This is a genomic window from Mesobacterium pallidum, assembly GCF_019966535.1.
Classification (GTDB): domain Bacteria; phylum Pseudomonadota; class Alphaproteobacteria; order Rhodobacterales; family Rhodobacteraceae; genus Mesobacterium; species Mesobacterium pallidum.
In genome coordinates, this window is the sequence record NZ_JAIMID010000001.1 from 201,148 (window position 1) to 214,426 (window position 13,279).

Annotated in this window: 11 protein-coding genes; 5 read left to right on the forward strand and 6 right to left on the reverse strand. The window is 68.9% G+C overall.

Annotated elements, in window-relative coordinates:
- From MF270_RS00905 to MF270_RS00930, 6 genes are all read right to left on the reverse strand, one after another.
- Entirely contained in the window at nt 1–1,260 is a 1,260-nt protein-coding gene (locus tag MF270_RS00905) for a SulP family inorganic anion transporter (protein WP_238363968.1), read from the reverse strand.
- A 48-nt stretch (nt 1,261–1,308) separates the two neighbouring features.
- The gene (gene map / locus MF270_RS00910; RefSeq protein WP_238363969.1) at nt 1,309–2,058 is read right to left on the reverse strand and encodes a type I methionyl aminopeptidase; all 750 of its coding nucleotides are present in this window, start codon (nt 2,056–2,058) and stop codon (nt 1,309–1,311) included.
- A 145-nt stretch (nt 2,059–2,203) separates the two neighbouring features.
- Nucleotides 2,204–3,124 carry a manganese-dependent inorganic pyrophosphatase gene (locus tag MF270_RS00915; RefSeq protein ID WP_238363970.1) on the reverse strand — a complete coding sequence of 307 codons (921 nt, stop codon included), beginning with the start codon at nt 3,122–3,124 and terminating at the stop codon, nt 2,204–2,206.
- 208 nt (nt 3,125–3,332) lie between these two features.
- The gene (locus MF270_RS00920; RefSeq protein ID WP_238363971.1) at nt 3,333–4,877 is read right to left on the reverse strand and encodes a tannase/feruloyl esterase family alpha/beta hydrolase; all 1,545 of its coding nucleotides are present in this window, start codon (nt 4,875–4,877) and stop codon (nt 3,333–3,335) included.
- A gap of 37 nt (nt 4,878–4,914) precedes the next feature.
- The gene (locus MF270_RS00925; RefSeq protein WP_238363972.1) at nt 4,915–6,111 is read right to left on the reverse strand and encodes a thiolase family protein; all 1,197 of its coding nucleotides are present in this window, start codon (nt 6,109–6,111) and stop codon (nt 4,915–4,917) included.
- A gap of 56 nt (nt 6,112–6,167) precedes the next feature.
- Nucleotides 6,168–7,814, reverse strand: a complete 1,647-nt coding sequence (locus MF270_RS00930) for a tannase/feruloyl esterase family alpha/beta hydrolase (RefSeq protein WP_238363973.1) — start codon at nt 7,812–7,814, stop codon at nt 6,168–6,170.
- Nucleotides 7,815–8,068: 254 nt separating this feature from the next.
- Between MF270_RS00930 and MF270_RS00935 the strand changes: the two genes are divergently transcribed.
- Genes MF270_RS00935 through MF270_RS00955 form a run of 5 tightly spaced genes read left to right on the forward strand, consistent with a single transcriptional unit; the run spans nt 8,069 to nt 13,271 of the window.
- On the forward strand, nt 8,069–9,088 hold the full coding sequence (locus MF270_RS00935; protein WP_238363974.1) for a TRAP transporter substrate-binding protein: 1,020 nt from the start codon (nt 8,069–8,071) through the stop codon (nt 9,086–9,088).
- 55 nt (nt 9,089–9,143) lie between these two features.
- Nucleotides 9,144–9,689, forward strand: coding sequence for a TRAP transporter small permease (locus MF270_RS00940; RefSeq protein ID WP_238363975.1), 546 nt, complete (start codon nt 9,144–9,146; stop codon nt 9,687–9,689).
- Entirely contained in the window at nt 9,686–10,978 is a 1,293-nt protein-coding gene (locus MF270_RS00945) for a TRAP transporter large permease (protein WP_238363976.1), read from the forward strand. Before MF270_RS00940 ends, MF270_RS00945 begins: the two co-directional genes overlap by 4 nt.
- A 17-nt stretch (nt 10,979–10,995) precedes the next feature.
- Complete coding sequence (locus MF270_RS00950) at nt 10,996–11,466, forward strand: MarR family winged helix-turn-helix transcriptional regulator (RefSeq protein WP_238363977.1); 471 nt, start codon at nt 10,996–10,998, stop codon at nt 11,464–11,466.
- Nucleotides 11,463–13,271 (forward strand): AMP-binding protein, encoded by a 1,809-nt coding sequence (locus MF270_RS00955; protein ID WP_238363978.1) that lies wholly within the window; start codon nt 11,463–11,465, stop codon nt 13,269–13,271. The genes MF270_RS00950 and MF270_RS00955 overlap by 4 nt, the downstream gene beginning before the upstream one ends.
- Nucleotides 13,272–13,279 lie beyond the last annotated feature (8 nt).

Genomic DNA, 13,279 nt, shown 5'->3' on the forward strand with positions numbered 1-13,279 from the left:
TCAGCGGTCGGGCGGGGTCCAGTCCGTCGGGGCCCCCGTGGCCCGCAGGCGCAGGGCAAGACCAAGCGCCACGCCCGTGCCTATGGCCACCGTCAGGTCGGCCAGCACGGTCAGCAGCAGCGTCAGCACCAACAGCGCCCGGTCGGCCCGTGGCCCCGACATGAAATTGCTTCGCCAATGCTGCGGCTCGGACATGTTCCAGGCGGTGAGTAGCAAGAGCCCCGCTAGCGCCGGCATCGCCAGCAATGAAGCGAGCGGCGCGGCCAGCGCCATCACCGCGAGGATGGTCAGCGCATGCACGATCCCGGCCACCGGCGTCTTGCCCCCGGCGCGGATGTTGGTCGCGGTGCGGGCAATGGCCCCGGTCGCGGGCAGCCCGCCGAAGAGCGGCGAGGCAAGGTTCGCCGCCCCCTGCGCCAGCAGCTCGGCCCCCGATCGGTGGCGATAGCCGGTCATCCGGTCGGCCACCATGGCCGAGAGCAGCGATTCGATCCCCGCGAGGAAGGCGATGATCAGGGCCGAGGGCAGCAGCTCGCGGAGCCGGTCGGGCGAGAGGTCGGGCAGGCGCGGCATGGGCAGCGAGGCCGAGAGCGTGCCGAACCGGTCGCCCAGCGTCTCGACCGGCAGGCCCAGCAGCGCGACGGCGCCCGAAGTCAACGCCACGGCGACGATCAGCCCGGGAAAGGCCGGGGCGAGGCGGCGGAAGAGCGTGATCAGCACCATCGTCGCGAGGCCGATCACCAGCGGCCAGGGGGCGATCTCACCACGCGCCTCCCACAGGGCGGCGAGCTTTTCCAGCGCTTCGGCGGGCATCGGCGCGGTGATCCCCATGAGGTCGCGCAGTTGGCTCAGCGCGATGATCGCCGCGATGCCGATGGTAAAGCCGTTGATGACCGGCTCGGGGACAAAACGTATCAGCTTGCCCGCGCGCAGGAGGCCCGCCACGACAAGGATCACCCCGGCCATGAAGCTGGCCGTCAGCAGCCCGTCGAACCCATGAGCGTGGATCACCCCGGCGACCACGACGATGAAGGCCCCCGTGGGGCCGCCGATCTGCACCCGGCTGCCCCCCAGCGCCGAGATCAGGAAGCCCGCGACGATGGCCGTGACCAGCCCCGCCTCGGGCCCCGCGCCGGAGGCGATGGCGATGGCCAGGCTCAGCGGCAGGGCGACCATGGCCACCGTGACGCCGGCCCAGAGGTCGGCGCGGAAAGTGGCAAGAGAGTAATCGCGCAGCGTGGTCAGCAGCTTGGGGGTCATGATGCCCCAAGTGCTACGCCCGCGAACCCCGCGCCCGCAAGCCCGATCTCAGCCCGGCAGCGTCACCACCACCGCGCCGCGCGCGGTCGCGACCACGGTGTGTTCGTATTGCACGACCGGGGCCGCGGGCTCGGCATAGAGCGTCCAGCCGTCGTGTCCGTCCCGCGCCCAGAGACCGCCGTGCGACAGGAAGGGCTCGACCGTCAGCACCAGCCCCTTGTCGATGCGCCGCCGGTCGCCGGTGGTGGGCCAGGTGGCGATTTCCTCGGGGTATTCGTGCAGGGACCGGCCGACGCCGTGGCTGGCCAGGTTGCGGATCAGCGTGTAGCCGCGATCCGAGGCAAAGCGGCCGATGGCCCGGCCGATCCCGGCCAGCGGCTTGCCGGCACCGACCTGCGCGATGCCGACCTGCATGGCGCGGCGCCCGTCACGGCACAGCCGGTCGGTCGAGGCCGCCACGGGCGGCACGCGGAAACTGGCGCCGGTATCGGCAAAGAACCCGTCCTTCGAGGCCGAGACGTCGATGTTCACGAGGTCCCCGGCCGCGATCACGCGGGGGCCGGGAATGCCATGGGCGATCTCTTCGTTCACGCTGACACAGGTGGCGCCGGGGAAGTCATAGGTCGCCTCGGGCGCCGGCACCGCGCCGTCGCGGTCAAGCAGCGCCCGGCCGATGTCGTCAAGCTCGCGCGTGGTCATGCCGGGCTCGAGCGCGCGGCCCATGGCCTGCATCGTGTTGGCGACGATCCGGCCGATGGCCTTGAGCCCGTCCAGCTCGTCTTCCTGCGTGATGGTCATGTGCACCTCTTGGTGATTGCGCGGCACCCTAGCAGGGCAGGGCGGAGATGTCCCGGCCCCAGCGCGCAGGCGTCCCTGCGCACCCGCGAACTAAAAAGGCCGCCGAGGGATCCCCCCGGCGGCCCGATCACGCGATGCGCAAACCTCAGACCTTCAGGCTGGGGATGATCTGCTTTTTCCGGCTCATGATGCCCGGCAGGACGACGGTGTCACCCGACACGGTCGCGCCAAAGCTCTTTTCCGCGACGCCCTTGACCAGGTCGTTGGGCACCAGCAGCGTGGCCTCTTCGCGGATGATGTCGACGACGAACAGCAGCACCTCGTCCACCCCATCCTCGGCGGCGACGGTCTTGAAGCTCTCCATCAGGCTGTCCTTGCGGTTCAGCGGGATCTCGGGCGCGGTGGTTTCCAGCACGGACACGCGGAACTTGGTGCCGTCGACCTCGTATTCCTTGCTGTCCATGCGGATCAGCTCGGCATCCGAGAAGGCCGACACGTCCGACTTGGCCTTGAACATCTCGGCGGCATAGGCGGCCATGTCGATGCCGAGGTCCGTCGCCAGCTTCTCGGCGACGTTGCGGTCATGCTCGGTCGTGGTCGGGCTGCGGAATTCCAGCGTGTCGGACAGGATGCACGACAGGGCCGCGCCCTTGATCGCCTCGGGCATCTGGGCTGCGGCATCGCCCATCAGGTCGTACATGATGGTCGCGGTGCAGGCCAGCGGGCGCACGGTGATGTCGATCGGGCCCTTGGTCTCGAGGCCGCCGACCAGCTTGTGGTGGTCGATGATGGCCTGGATGTCGGCGTCGTTGATCGCGGCGGGCAGCTCGGCGGGGTTGTTGGTGTCGACGATGACGACCGGCGCGCCGGCTTCGACGCCCGAGATGATCTCGGGCTTGTCGAGGTTCCATTTCTCAAGGACGAAGGCGGCTTCGGTGTTGGGCTCGCCCAAGAGCTTCGGGGCGGCGGGGGTGCCCTTCACCTCGGACAGGTACCAGGCCCAGATGATCGGAGAGCCGGTGGAATCGGTGTCGGGGGATTTGTGGCCGAAAACCTGGATGGTCATGGGAAGCTGTCCTTCGTGGGTGAATTGGGCATTTCGCGCGCCTTTTAGCGGGCCTCAGGGGCCTTGTCAGCCCCTCATGCTGCCCTGCGGCGAAAGGGCGTGAGGCAGGCAGTGCCCCGCCCGCAGGCACGCCATCAGGCGGGGTGACGGGCGGAACGCGAAATGGCGGGGCCGGGGCCCCGCCATCCGCCGTCGTCTCATGTGCGTTTCAGCCGGCCGAGCAGGTGAACCCGCCGTTGCCGTCCGGCGTCGCATGGGCCGGGTAGGCGCAGAGCGGCCGGGTCACCGGGCCATCCGCGCCCGGAGGCGTGCCGGTCGCCGGGATCGGCCCCGGAACGGTGCCGTTTTCCACCCAGTCGATCAGCGGCGACAGGCTGTCGAACGACGTCAGCCCCGGCCCGCCCGCGCAATGGTGCACCGAGGGGGTGAAATAGAGCCGCGCGAACTCGGCCCCGTCGTTGTCGGCCTTGAGCTTGTCGAACCAGGCCGCGAGGTGGTGGAGCGAGAATGCCCCGTCCGCCGTGCCGTGCCAGATCAGCAGCTTGCCGCCCTTGTCGGCGAAGGCCGCGTAATCCGTCGAGGCGGCCGAGAAGATGTCGGCCGAGTCCATCGCCGCCATGTCATCGGGGCGGAAGGCCCAGGCGTCGCGCGATTGGTCCGGCGGCGTGACGGCGATGTTGCGCAGCCAGCCCTCCTGGAACATGCCGCCCAGGCTCGTGGGGTTCGGCCCCGGCCGTCCGCCGATGGTCCAGAGGCGGAAGCCGCTTGGTCCCTCGATCCCCGCAAGGCTCCAGCCCTCGTAGATCTTGGTGCCGGCGCTGTCGGACGGGCCGTCCTGGATCTTGCTGAGCGCGGTGACCTGGCCTGCGCTCAGGCACTGATCGCCCCCCTCGGCCGGGCATTGCAGGGTGCTGACGTCGAGGCGGCACTGGAACGGCGCCATGACGAGGTTGTCATCGCTGCCGTCTTCCATGTCGCAGGCGTCGACGGCGGCGGTCGAGATCAGCGCCAGATCCTCGTCGCTGAACGTGGCTGCGATATCACCGCCGGTCTCGGCATCGGCCAGCTCCTTGAGCGCGCGGGTGTTCCAGTTCCAGGCCACGACAGACGGGGTCAGGTCGAAGGCCGGGGCGGCGGCCAGCACGCCGTCGAAATACTCCGGATAACGCACGGCCGCGACCATGCCCTGCCGCCCGCCGTTCGAGCAGCCCATGAAGTAGGAATGATGCGGCAGCTCGCCGTAGAACCGGCGGATCAGGTCGCGGCTGCGCTCGGTCACCAGCTTGGCCGAGTTGTAGCCGTTGTCATGCCGCGCCTTGATGTCGGCGGCCCACCAGGGGTCCACCGCGCTGTCGCCGTAATGGCCCGCGTCGGTCGAGGCGACGGCGATGCCGCGCCCAAGTGCCGTATCCTCGGGCTTGGTGCGGTCGATCACGCCAAGCGCGGGGTTCACGGTGCCGTCCCAGCCGCCACCGCCCTGCATCATGAAACGGCCGGCCCAGTCCTCGGGCAGGCGCAGCTCGAAGCCAGTGCCGTATTGCTTGCCGCCGGTGCCGACGCGCGGCTCGATCACGCCGCGGACAAGGCAATGGGCGGGCAGGGCGCCGTCGGCAGGCATGGGCACCGCCTCGGAAACGATTGTGTCATGGGCGGCGACGCCGGCCAGCGCGGCGCAATCGCCCGCCTCTGCCAGCGCCGCAAGCGGCGCCAGTGCGGCCAGCGCAGTGCCGGCCATCAGGGTCTTCAGGGTCATGGTAAGCTCCTCCTCTTCCATGTAATTTTCGTGGGTGTCAGTGCACGCGCAGCAGCACCGCCATCGCGGAATCCCCGGCCGCGCAGCCCTGGAACAGGCCGTATCCGCCGCCGCGCATTTCCAGCTCTTCGATCATCTCGATGATCCCGCGCAGGCCGGTGGGCCCCTGCGGATGCCCCCAGACCAGCGACGAGCCGAAGTTGTTCATCCGGCGCCAGTCGAGATCGAAGGCCCGGGCAAAGGCGATGTCGTTGACCGCGAAGGGATTGTGCGATTTCAGCACGTCGATCTGCCCGATCTCCATCCCCGTCAGCTCCAGCGCGCGGCGGGCGGCGCGGATCGGGGCAGCGGGCATATGCGCGATCTCGTCCCGCGCCTGCGTTGCGGCCAGCACCTCGATCACCGGGCCTTTCACCGGCGCCAGCTCGGCCGCACGTTCGGCGCTCGCGGTCATCACGATGCCGGCGCTGCCATCGGCCGGGTGGGTCTGGCCGGCGAAGGTCACGCTGCCGTCCCGCATGACCGGCTTCAGCGCGGCCATCTTCTCGGGCGACGACGGGTAGATGCCCTCATCCCCTTCCAGCACCTTGACGGTCTTGCGGAACCGCGCATCCGGCACCTCGAAGCGGGCGGCCATGTAGCGTTTCTGGAAAGCGCGATCGTTCTTCAGCGCGGCGCCATACTGCTCGGACCGGAAGGCCGCAAGCTCGTGCTGTTCCTCGGTCGTGATGCCGACCTTGCGGGCCACGTTGTCGGCCGTGTCGACCATGGCGCATTTGCCGAAGGGGTCGCGGTTGAAGCTCTCCATCACGATGTTCTCGCCGACCCCGGTGCCGCCCGGGTTGTCGGGCGCGGGGTAATAGGCGTGGGGGCCGTTGGATGTCCGGTCGCCCGAGGCCAGAAGCGCCACCTCGGCGCCGCCCGTGGCGAATTCGCCCATCGCGGTGGCGACCAGCCGCGCGCCGGTGGCGCAGGCCTGGTTCACGGTCGGCCCGGCCAGGTGCGTCGCGCCCAGCAGCCCGGTGAACCAGGGCGTGCCGTAAAAGCTGCGGTATTGCGGCACCGTCATTCCGTAGGCGGCAAAGTCGAAGGCCTCGACCGGCAGGTTACGCTCGGCCAGCGCGCCTTTCGCCACGTGGGCGGCGAATTCGATCGCGTGCAGATGGGCAAAGCTGCCCTGCCAGCGGGCAAAGGGGGTCGACCAATAGGCGCGGTAGGGGATGTAGGCAGGCATTCTGGTCCTCGTGTTCGGAAAGGGGCCGGCGCGCGTCACGCCGGCCCCGGGGTCTGTCACTCGCAGGTGAAGCTGTCGGCGGTCATCGGATCGCTGCCGGTGTAGCGCGCGACGCCGGGCCAGGGGCAAAGCGGCCGGGTGGCGCCCGCGTTCGCGGCGGCCTCGACGTTGTCGGACCGGAACTCGGCTGTCACCCGGTCCGGCGCGGTGCCATCCTCGACCCAGGCGACAAGTGCGCCCAGCATGTCGAAATTGTCGGCCGAATTGCCGCCCTGTCCGTGCGGCATGCCGGGCACGGAATAGAACCGCTCGAACGTGGCCGCGTCCGGGTTGTTCGCCATCAGCTTTTCGTGCCAGGCTTCGATATTGGCGAGCGAGAAGATCGGGTCCGCCGAGCCATGGAAGACGATCAGCTTGCCGCCGGCCTCCTGGAACTCGGTCAGAACCGGGTCGTTCCAGTGCGGCGCGGCGATCATCTGCATCGCGCTTTCGGGGAAATCCTCGGTCGTGGCATTGATCAGCGTGTCGCCGTTGCGCCAGTCAAAGCTGTTCATGAACTCTTCCAGCTCGGCAGGCGATCCGGTCTCGACCTCGAAGGGCGGGGTCGAGAAGATGTTCATCACGGCCCCGGCGGCGAGCGTGGCGATCAGCGGCTTGAACTCCCACGGCGGCACGGGGCTTTCCAGCTTCCAGAACCGCCAGCTGCCCGAGTTGATGCCCGGGTCCCAGTACCAGGTGCTGTAAAGCTGCCGGCCATCCTCGGTGACGGGTCCGTTGTGGATGGTGATGAGCGCCTGCACCTTGGCCTCGGGCAGGCAGGCGCTGTTCTGGCCCTCGGCGCAGATCATCGCGGCCGGATCGAAGGTGGTCGCGCAGGCATGGGTGTCGGCCACGACGCCATCCTCGAGCCCGTCGAGCGCATCGCAGGCGGCGACCACGGCATTGGAGACGATATTCAGCTCCTCCCGGCTGAAAGCGTCCTTGAGCGTCTCGCCGACCGAGCGGAAGGTCTGGATGTCGAGCGCGCTTTGCAGCCCCGTGCGCGGCAGGTCGAACCCGGGATAGCCCGACAGGATGCCGTCGAAGGCGTCCGGCATGCGCGACAGCGCGACCATGCCGTGCCGCCCGCCGTTGGAATTGCCGTAGCCGTAGACGTAATCCGGCGCGGCGCCGTAGTAGCTTTCCGTCAGGGCCAGCGCGGCCGGGTGCAGCGTGGCGACGGCGTCGTAGCCGTAATCGCGCCGGGCCTCGAAATCGAAGCCGAAGGCGGTGCCGCTGGCCAGCCCCATGTCGGGTCGGGCATCGCCCTGGTGACCGGCGTCCGAGCTGACGACGGCAAAGCCGCGGGCCAGCGCCGGGACGGTGCCCGTGCCGGTGCCTGCACCAAGTGCCGGACGCACCTCGCCATCGGCGCCGCCGTTGAACTGGTGCATGAACTGCCCCGACCAAGCGTCGGGCAGGCGCAGCTCGAACCGGATCGCGTAGGGGTGGCCGTCCATCCCCGTGCGCTCGTCCATCATCCCGCGCAGGATGCAATGGTCGACGGGCGACGCGTCGCCCTGTGGCGCATGGACCGCCTCGGTCAACGTGACGCCGGCCACGTCCAGCGCCATCGCGGCCTGGCAGGTTTCGGCCCCGGCGGCCATCATCGGGCCGGCGGCAACGCTCGCCAGCAGGGCCAGGGGCCCGGTATGCTTGATCATGGTGTCCTCCCTTCGGGCCATGGCCCGGTTTCGGGCCCCGCTCCTCTTCGCGGCCCAAACTGCGCCAGTACGACGCAGGCACCACATTGTTGGAGATCAAACGTTCCGTCAAGGGATTCGACGCCAGATTGCGGGCCACGGCGCCTGAGCGCCGGACGTGGCGCTGGCATTTTTCCGTTGATCTGATGTGCCTTTGTTTGATACCCATCAAAATTGAAGCCGGCGGAGGAAAACCGGCTATCTGGGAGGAAAACATGAAAAAAACATCCATCGCGCTTGGCGCGCTTCTTGCCGTTGTGGTGCCGCTTGCCGTGCAGGCACAGGAGGTCACCCTGCGGCTGTCGCACTGGGTCCCGCCGACGATCTCGCCGGCCTCCAAGGGCATCAACCCCTGGGCCGAATCGGTCATGGCGGCGTCGGACGGCCGGATCAAGATCCAGATCTTCCCGGCGCAGCAAATGGGCAAGGCGCCGGACCATTACGACATGGGCGCGCAGGGCATCGTCGACCTGACCTACGTGAACCCCGGCTACACCGCCGGCCGCTTCCCGATCTGGGCCCTGACCGAAGTGCCCTTCATGGCCGATGACAGCGTGGCCGCCGCTCAGGCGATCCACGAATGGTACACCGAATACGGCGCGCAGCAGGAAATGGGCGACGTCAAGTTCTGCTTTGTCCATCCGCATGCGCCCGGCGCCATGCACAGCCAGGAAAAGATCACCTCGCCCGCCGACGTGAAGGGCAAGAACATCCGCCCGGCCCATGCCACCATGGCGCGCTTCGTGTCGTTGCTGGGCGGCGGCCCCGTCCAGGTGCCGGCCCCCGAGGTGCGCGAGGCCCTGTCCAAGGGCACGGCCGAGGCGGTGACCTTCCCCTGGGGCGCTATGTACGACTTCAAGCTGACCGACGAAGTGCAGCAGCACCTCGACATGCCGTTCTACCTGTCGACCCAGGTCCTGCTGATGAACCAGGCGAGCTATGACGGCCTGTCGGACGAGAACAAGGCCGTGATCGATTCGCATTGCACGCCGGAATGGTCGGGCAAGGTCGCCGCCGGCTGGGCCGAGGATGACATGGCCGCGCGCGAGCAGCTGATGGCCGACCCCAGCCAGACCTTCAACACGCCGACCGAGGAAGAGGTCGCCGCCTGGCGCGAGGCCGCCACGCCGCTGATCGACGAATGGAAGAAGGCCGTCGCCGATAAGGGCGGGGATGCCGACGCGATCCTCGCGGCCTACATGGCCGCGCTCGAGAAGTACGACGCCGCCTACTGAGCAGCGTGATCCCGCGCGGGCCGCAGGGTCCGCGCGGCGTTTCCCGGAGAGTTCCATGTCCATCAACCGTTCGCCGAAGGGGCCGGTGCGCCGGGCCGTCTGGCTGATCGAACGGGTCGCCGGGATCACCCTGGGGCTCGTCACGCTTCTGATCGTGGCCTCGGCCATCGGGCGCTACGGCTTTGCCCGGCCGCTGCCCGATGCCTTCGACCTGTCGCGCCTGGTGCTGGGCGTGGCAATTGCCTGGGGCATGGCCTCGGTCGCCTGGCATGGGACGCATATCAAGGTCGACCTGCTGGCGCAGATGGTGGGCCCGGTGCCGCGCCGCATCATCAACACGCTGGCCTGGGCGATCCTGCTGGCCTTCACCCTCGCGCTGACCTGGAAGATCGGCCAGCGGGTCGAGGCGGCGATGGGCGGCGGCGATGCCACGATGGACCTGCGCCTGCCGCACTGGCCCTTCTTCGGCGCGATCTGGCTGGGGCTGCTGGCGGCGCTTTTTGCCACCGCGCTGCGACTGTGGAACATCGCCCGTCACGGCGAAGACCTGGGCGAATTCGACGGCATCGACGAAGACCTTCTCGAGGATCACAAGCCATGAGCAACGAACTCATCGCGGTGGGCGGCTTCGTCGTCCTCTTTGCGCTCATGGCCATCCGCGTGCCCATCGGCATCGCCATGGGGATCGTCGGCGTGGGCGGGTTCGCCGCCGTGGTCCACCCGGTCCCGGCGATGAACCTGCTGTCGACCTCGCCCATCGCCTCGATCACCGATTTCAACCTGACGCTCATCCCGTTCTTCATCCTGATGGGCGTGCTGGCGACCAATTCGGGCATGTCGGCCGAGCTGTTCCGCGCCGGCCGCGCCTGGCTGGGCGGGTTCAAGGGCGGGCTTGGCCTTGCCTCGGTCGGGGCCTGCGGCGGCTTTGCCGCGATCTGCGGCAGTTCGGTCGCCACCGCCGCGACCATGACCAAGATCGCCTACCCCGAGATGAAGGACGCCGGTTACCCGGATTCCGCCGCCACCGGCATCATCGCCGCCGGCGGCACGCTGGGCATCCTGATCCCGCCCTCGGTCGTGCTGGCCATCTACGGCTTCATCACCGAAACCGACATCGGCACGCTGTTCATCGCGGGCGTGGTGCCGGGCATCCTGGCCCTGCTGATGTACATGCTGACCGTCCGCGTCTGGTACGGCCGCCACCTGCCGGCCGCCGAGCCCTTTCAGCTGCGCGAGGCGCTGGCCGCCCTGCGCGGCATCTGGGCGGTGGGGCTGCTGTTCGTCTGCGTGATCCTGTCGATCTACTTCGGCATCGTCACCGCGACCGAGGCCGCCGCCGTCGGCGCGCTGCTGACCGCGATCATCGGCCTCGTGCGGCGCCAGCTGACCTGGGGCGGGCTGCTCGACAGCCTCGTCGAGGCGCTGCGCACATCGGTCGCGATCTACGTCGTGCTGATCGGCGCCACGCTCTTCGGCTATTTCCTGGCCGTAACGCAGGTGCCGCAGGACATCACCACCTTCCTGACCGAGCTCGGCGCGGGCAAGTACGGCACGCTGGCGCTGATCCTGCTGCTGTTCTTCGTCATGGGCTGTTTCCTTGACGCGATGGCGATGATCATCCTGATGGTGCCCATCGTCTTCCCGGTGATCGTCGAGCTGGGCTTCGACCCCGTATGGTTCGGCATCATCATCGTCATGACGGTGGAACTGGGCCTCATCACCCCACCGGTGGGCATGAACGTCTACGTGATCAACTCGATCGCGCACCGGGTCAGCCTTGTCACGATCTTCCGCGGCGTGCTGCCCTTTGTCACCATCGACATCCTGCGGCTGTTCCTGCTGATCGTCTTCCCGGCGCTGGTGCTCTTTCTGCCGGGTAGCATGGAATGACCGGGCCCGGCGGGATCATGCGCGACGTCGCCGACGCGGTCGAGCCGGAGGTGCTGAGCGCCTCGGTCTCCTACCGCATCCGGCTGCTCCAGATCGCGTCCTACAAGGCCTTCGAGCAGCAGGTGAAGGGCTTCGGCACCGCGCCGCGCTATTTCGGCATGCTCAAGCTGATCGAGGCGAACCCGGGCATTCCCCAGACCCGGCTGGCCGAGGCGATCTTTCTCGACCGTTCCAGCCTGGTGCCGATCCTCGACGCGCTGACCCGCGAGGGCTGGGTCGAGCGGCGCAGCACGCCGAAGGACAAGCGCGTCCGTCGGGTCTTTCTGACCGCCCACGGGGCCTTGCAACTGGCCGGGTTGGAGACGGAGGTCAACGCGCATGAGGCGATGGTGACGGCCGGGCTGTCGGCCGAGGAAAAGGCGCAATTGCTGGCCCTGCTGGCGCGGGTCGATGGCAACCTACGGGCCGCTCATGGGATGACACGATGATCCGAAGTCTTGCCGATATCGAGGCGCTGGAAGCGCGCGGCTACGACGCCGTCTACCCCGATCGCAGTCCCTGGGACATGCTGCGCCGCCAGGCCGCCGAGCGCCCGGACGCTGTGGCCATCCATTTCATCCATGACGCCGCCGACCCCGGGCGGGACCAGCGCGTCACCTATGCCGACCTCACCGCCCGCGTCATGGGCGCCGCCCGGCTCTTCCGCGCCCATGGCATTGTGCCCGGCCGGTCCGTCGCACTGCTGACCCCGCATTCGGTCTCGGGGCAGGTGGCCCTGTGGGGCGCGCAGGTGGCCGGGGCGGCCTGTCCGATCAACCCGATGCTCAAGCCCGATCACGTCGCCGCGTTGATCCGCGCCTCGGACGCCGCCGCCGTGGTGGTGACCGGCGTGAACCCTGAGATCGACATCTGGTCTTCGCTCGTGCCCGCCCTGCGCGCCGAAGGCATCGACCTGCCGATCTTTGCCTGCGACGGCGACGGGGACAGCCCCGGCGCCACCGGCATTTTCGAAGCCCTCATCGAAGCCCCCGGCGCCGACATCGCGCCCGAGGGCGACGCGTCGACCCTCGCGGCCTTCTACCACACCGGCGGCACCACCGGCGCGCCCAAGCTCGTCCGCCACCTGCGGGGAAACGAGGCGCATGTCGCCCGGTCCTGCGCGCTGATGCATGGCCTCGGCCCCGATACCGTGATGGTCAACGGATTCCCGCTGTTCCACGTCGCGGGCGCCTTCGTCTACGGGCTTTCGGTGCTCTCGGCCGGTGGCACGCTCGTCGTCCCCGGTCGGCTGGGGATGCGCAACGGGGCCTTCGTCAAGGGGATCTGGCGGCAGGTCGAGCGGCTGGGCGTCACCCATATCGGTGCCGTGCCCACGGTGCTGGCGGGCCTCAAGGGCCTTCCGGTCGATGCCGACATCTCGTCGCTGTGCTGGCTGCTCTCGGGCGGCTCACCCCTGCCCACGGAACTGGCCGAGGCGGTCGAGGCCCATGTCGGCCGCCCCGTGCGCAACATCCTCGGCATGACCGAAAGCGCCGGCACCATGGCGGTCGAGCCGGTCCATGGCCCGCGCAAGCCCAACTCCTGCGGGCTGCGGCTGCCCTTTACCGAACTCGCGATCCTTGGCGAAACCGATGGCGAGGCGGACCCCTCCAAACCCCTCCCGGCCGGAGAGACCGGAATCATCGCGCAGCGCGGGCCCAACGTGGCCGATGGCTATTCCGACCCGGCGCGCAATGCGGGCACCTTCCTGCCGGGCGGTTGGCTGGTCTCGGGCGACCTCGGGATGCTGGACGCCGAGGGCACGCTCTTCATCACCGGGCGCAAGAAGGACGTGATCATCCGCGGCGCCCACAACATCGACCCGCAGATGATCGAGGACGCCCTGCTGGCCCATCCCCGGATCGTCGACGCGGCGGCGGTCGGGATGCCCGACGCCTATGCCGGCGAGTTGCCGGTCGCCTTCGTCACCACGAGGGACGGCTGGGCGCCCGCGCCGGGCGAGCTGGAGGATTGGCTGCGCAGCCGGATCGAGGACCCGGTGGCCCTGCCCAAGCGCATCGGCGTGCTGGACAAGATGCCGCTGACGCCGATCGGCAAGATCTTCAAGCCCGCGCTGCGGGCCGAGGCGACCCACTGGGCCATCCACGCCGTGGCCGACGCGCTGGGCGTCGCGGTCGAGGTCTCGGTCGGTGAGACGCTCGAGACCTCCGTGAAGGTGCCTGGCGCCGATGCCCAGCGGCTGCGCGACGCGCTGGCGGGGATGCCGGTGACGCTGACGGTGATCCCGGCCTGACGCCGGCG

Excerpts from the sequence above, each read along its gene's own strand:
- map (WP_238363969.1), bottom strand. The coding sequence starts at position 2,058 with ATGACCATCACGCAGGAAGACGAGCTGGACGGGCTCAAGGCCATCGGC.
- MF270_RS00955 (WP_238363978.1), top strand. The coding sequence starts at position 11,463 with ATGATCCGAAGTCTTGCCGATATCGAGGCGCTGGAAGCGCGCGGCTAC.
- MF270_RS00920 (WP_238363971.1), bottom strand. The coding sequence starts at position 4,877 with ATGACCCTGAAGACCCTGATGGCCGGCACTGCGCTGGCCGCACTGGCG.
- MF270_RS00930 (WP_238363973.1), bottom strand. The coding sequence starts at position 7,814 with ATGATCAAGCATACCGGGCCCCTGGCCCTGCTGGCGAGCGTTGCCGCC.
- MF270_RS00905 (WP_238363968.1), bottom strand. The coding sequence starts at position 1,260 with ATGACCCCCAAGCTGCTGACCACGCTGCGCGATTACTCTCTTGCCACT.
- MF270_RS00915 (WP_238363970.1), bottom strand. The coding sequence starts at position 3,124 with ATGACCATCCAGGTTTTCGGCCACAAATCCCCCGACACCGATTCCACC.
- MF270_RS00950 (WP_238363977.1), top strand. The coding sequence starts at position 10,996 with ATGCGCGACGTCGCCGACGCGGTCGAGCCGGAGGTGCTGAGCGCCTCG.
- MF270_RS00940 (WP_238363975.1), top strand. The coding sequence starts at position 9,144 with ATGTCCATCAACCGTTCGCCGAAGGGGCCGGTGCGCCGGGCCGTCTGG.
- MF270_RS00935 (WP_238363974.1), top strand. The coding sequence starts at position 8,069 with ATGAAAAAAACATCCATCGCGCTTGGCGCGCTTCTTGCCGTTGTGGTG.
- MF270_RS00925 (WP_238363972.1), bottom strand. The coding sequence starts at position 6,111 with ATGCCTGCCTACATCCCCTACCGCGCCTATTGGTCGACCCCCTTTGCC.
- MF270_RS00945 (WP_238363976.1), top strand. The coding sequence starts at position 9,686 with ATGAGCAACGAACTCATCGCGGTGGGCGGCTTCGTCGTCCTCTTTGCG.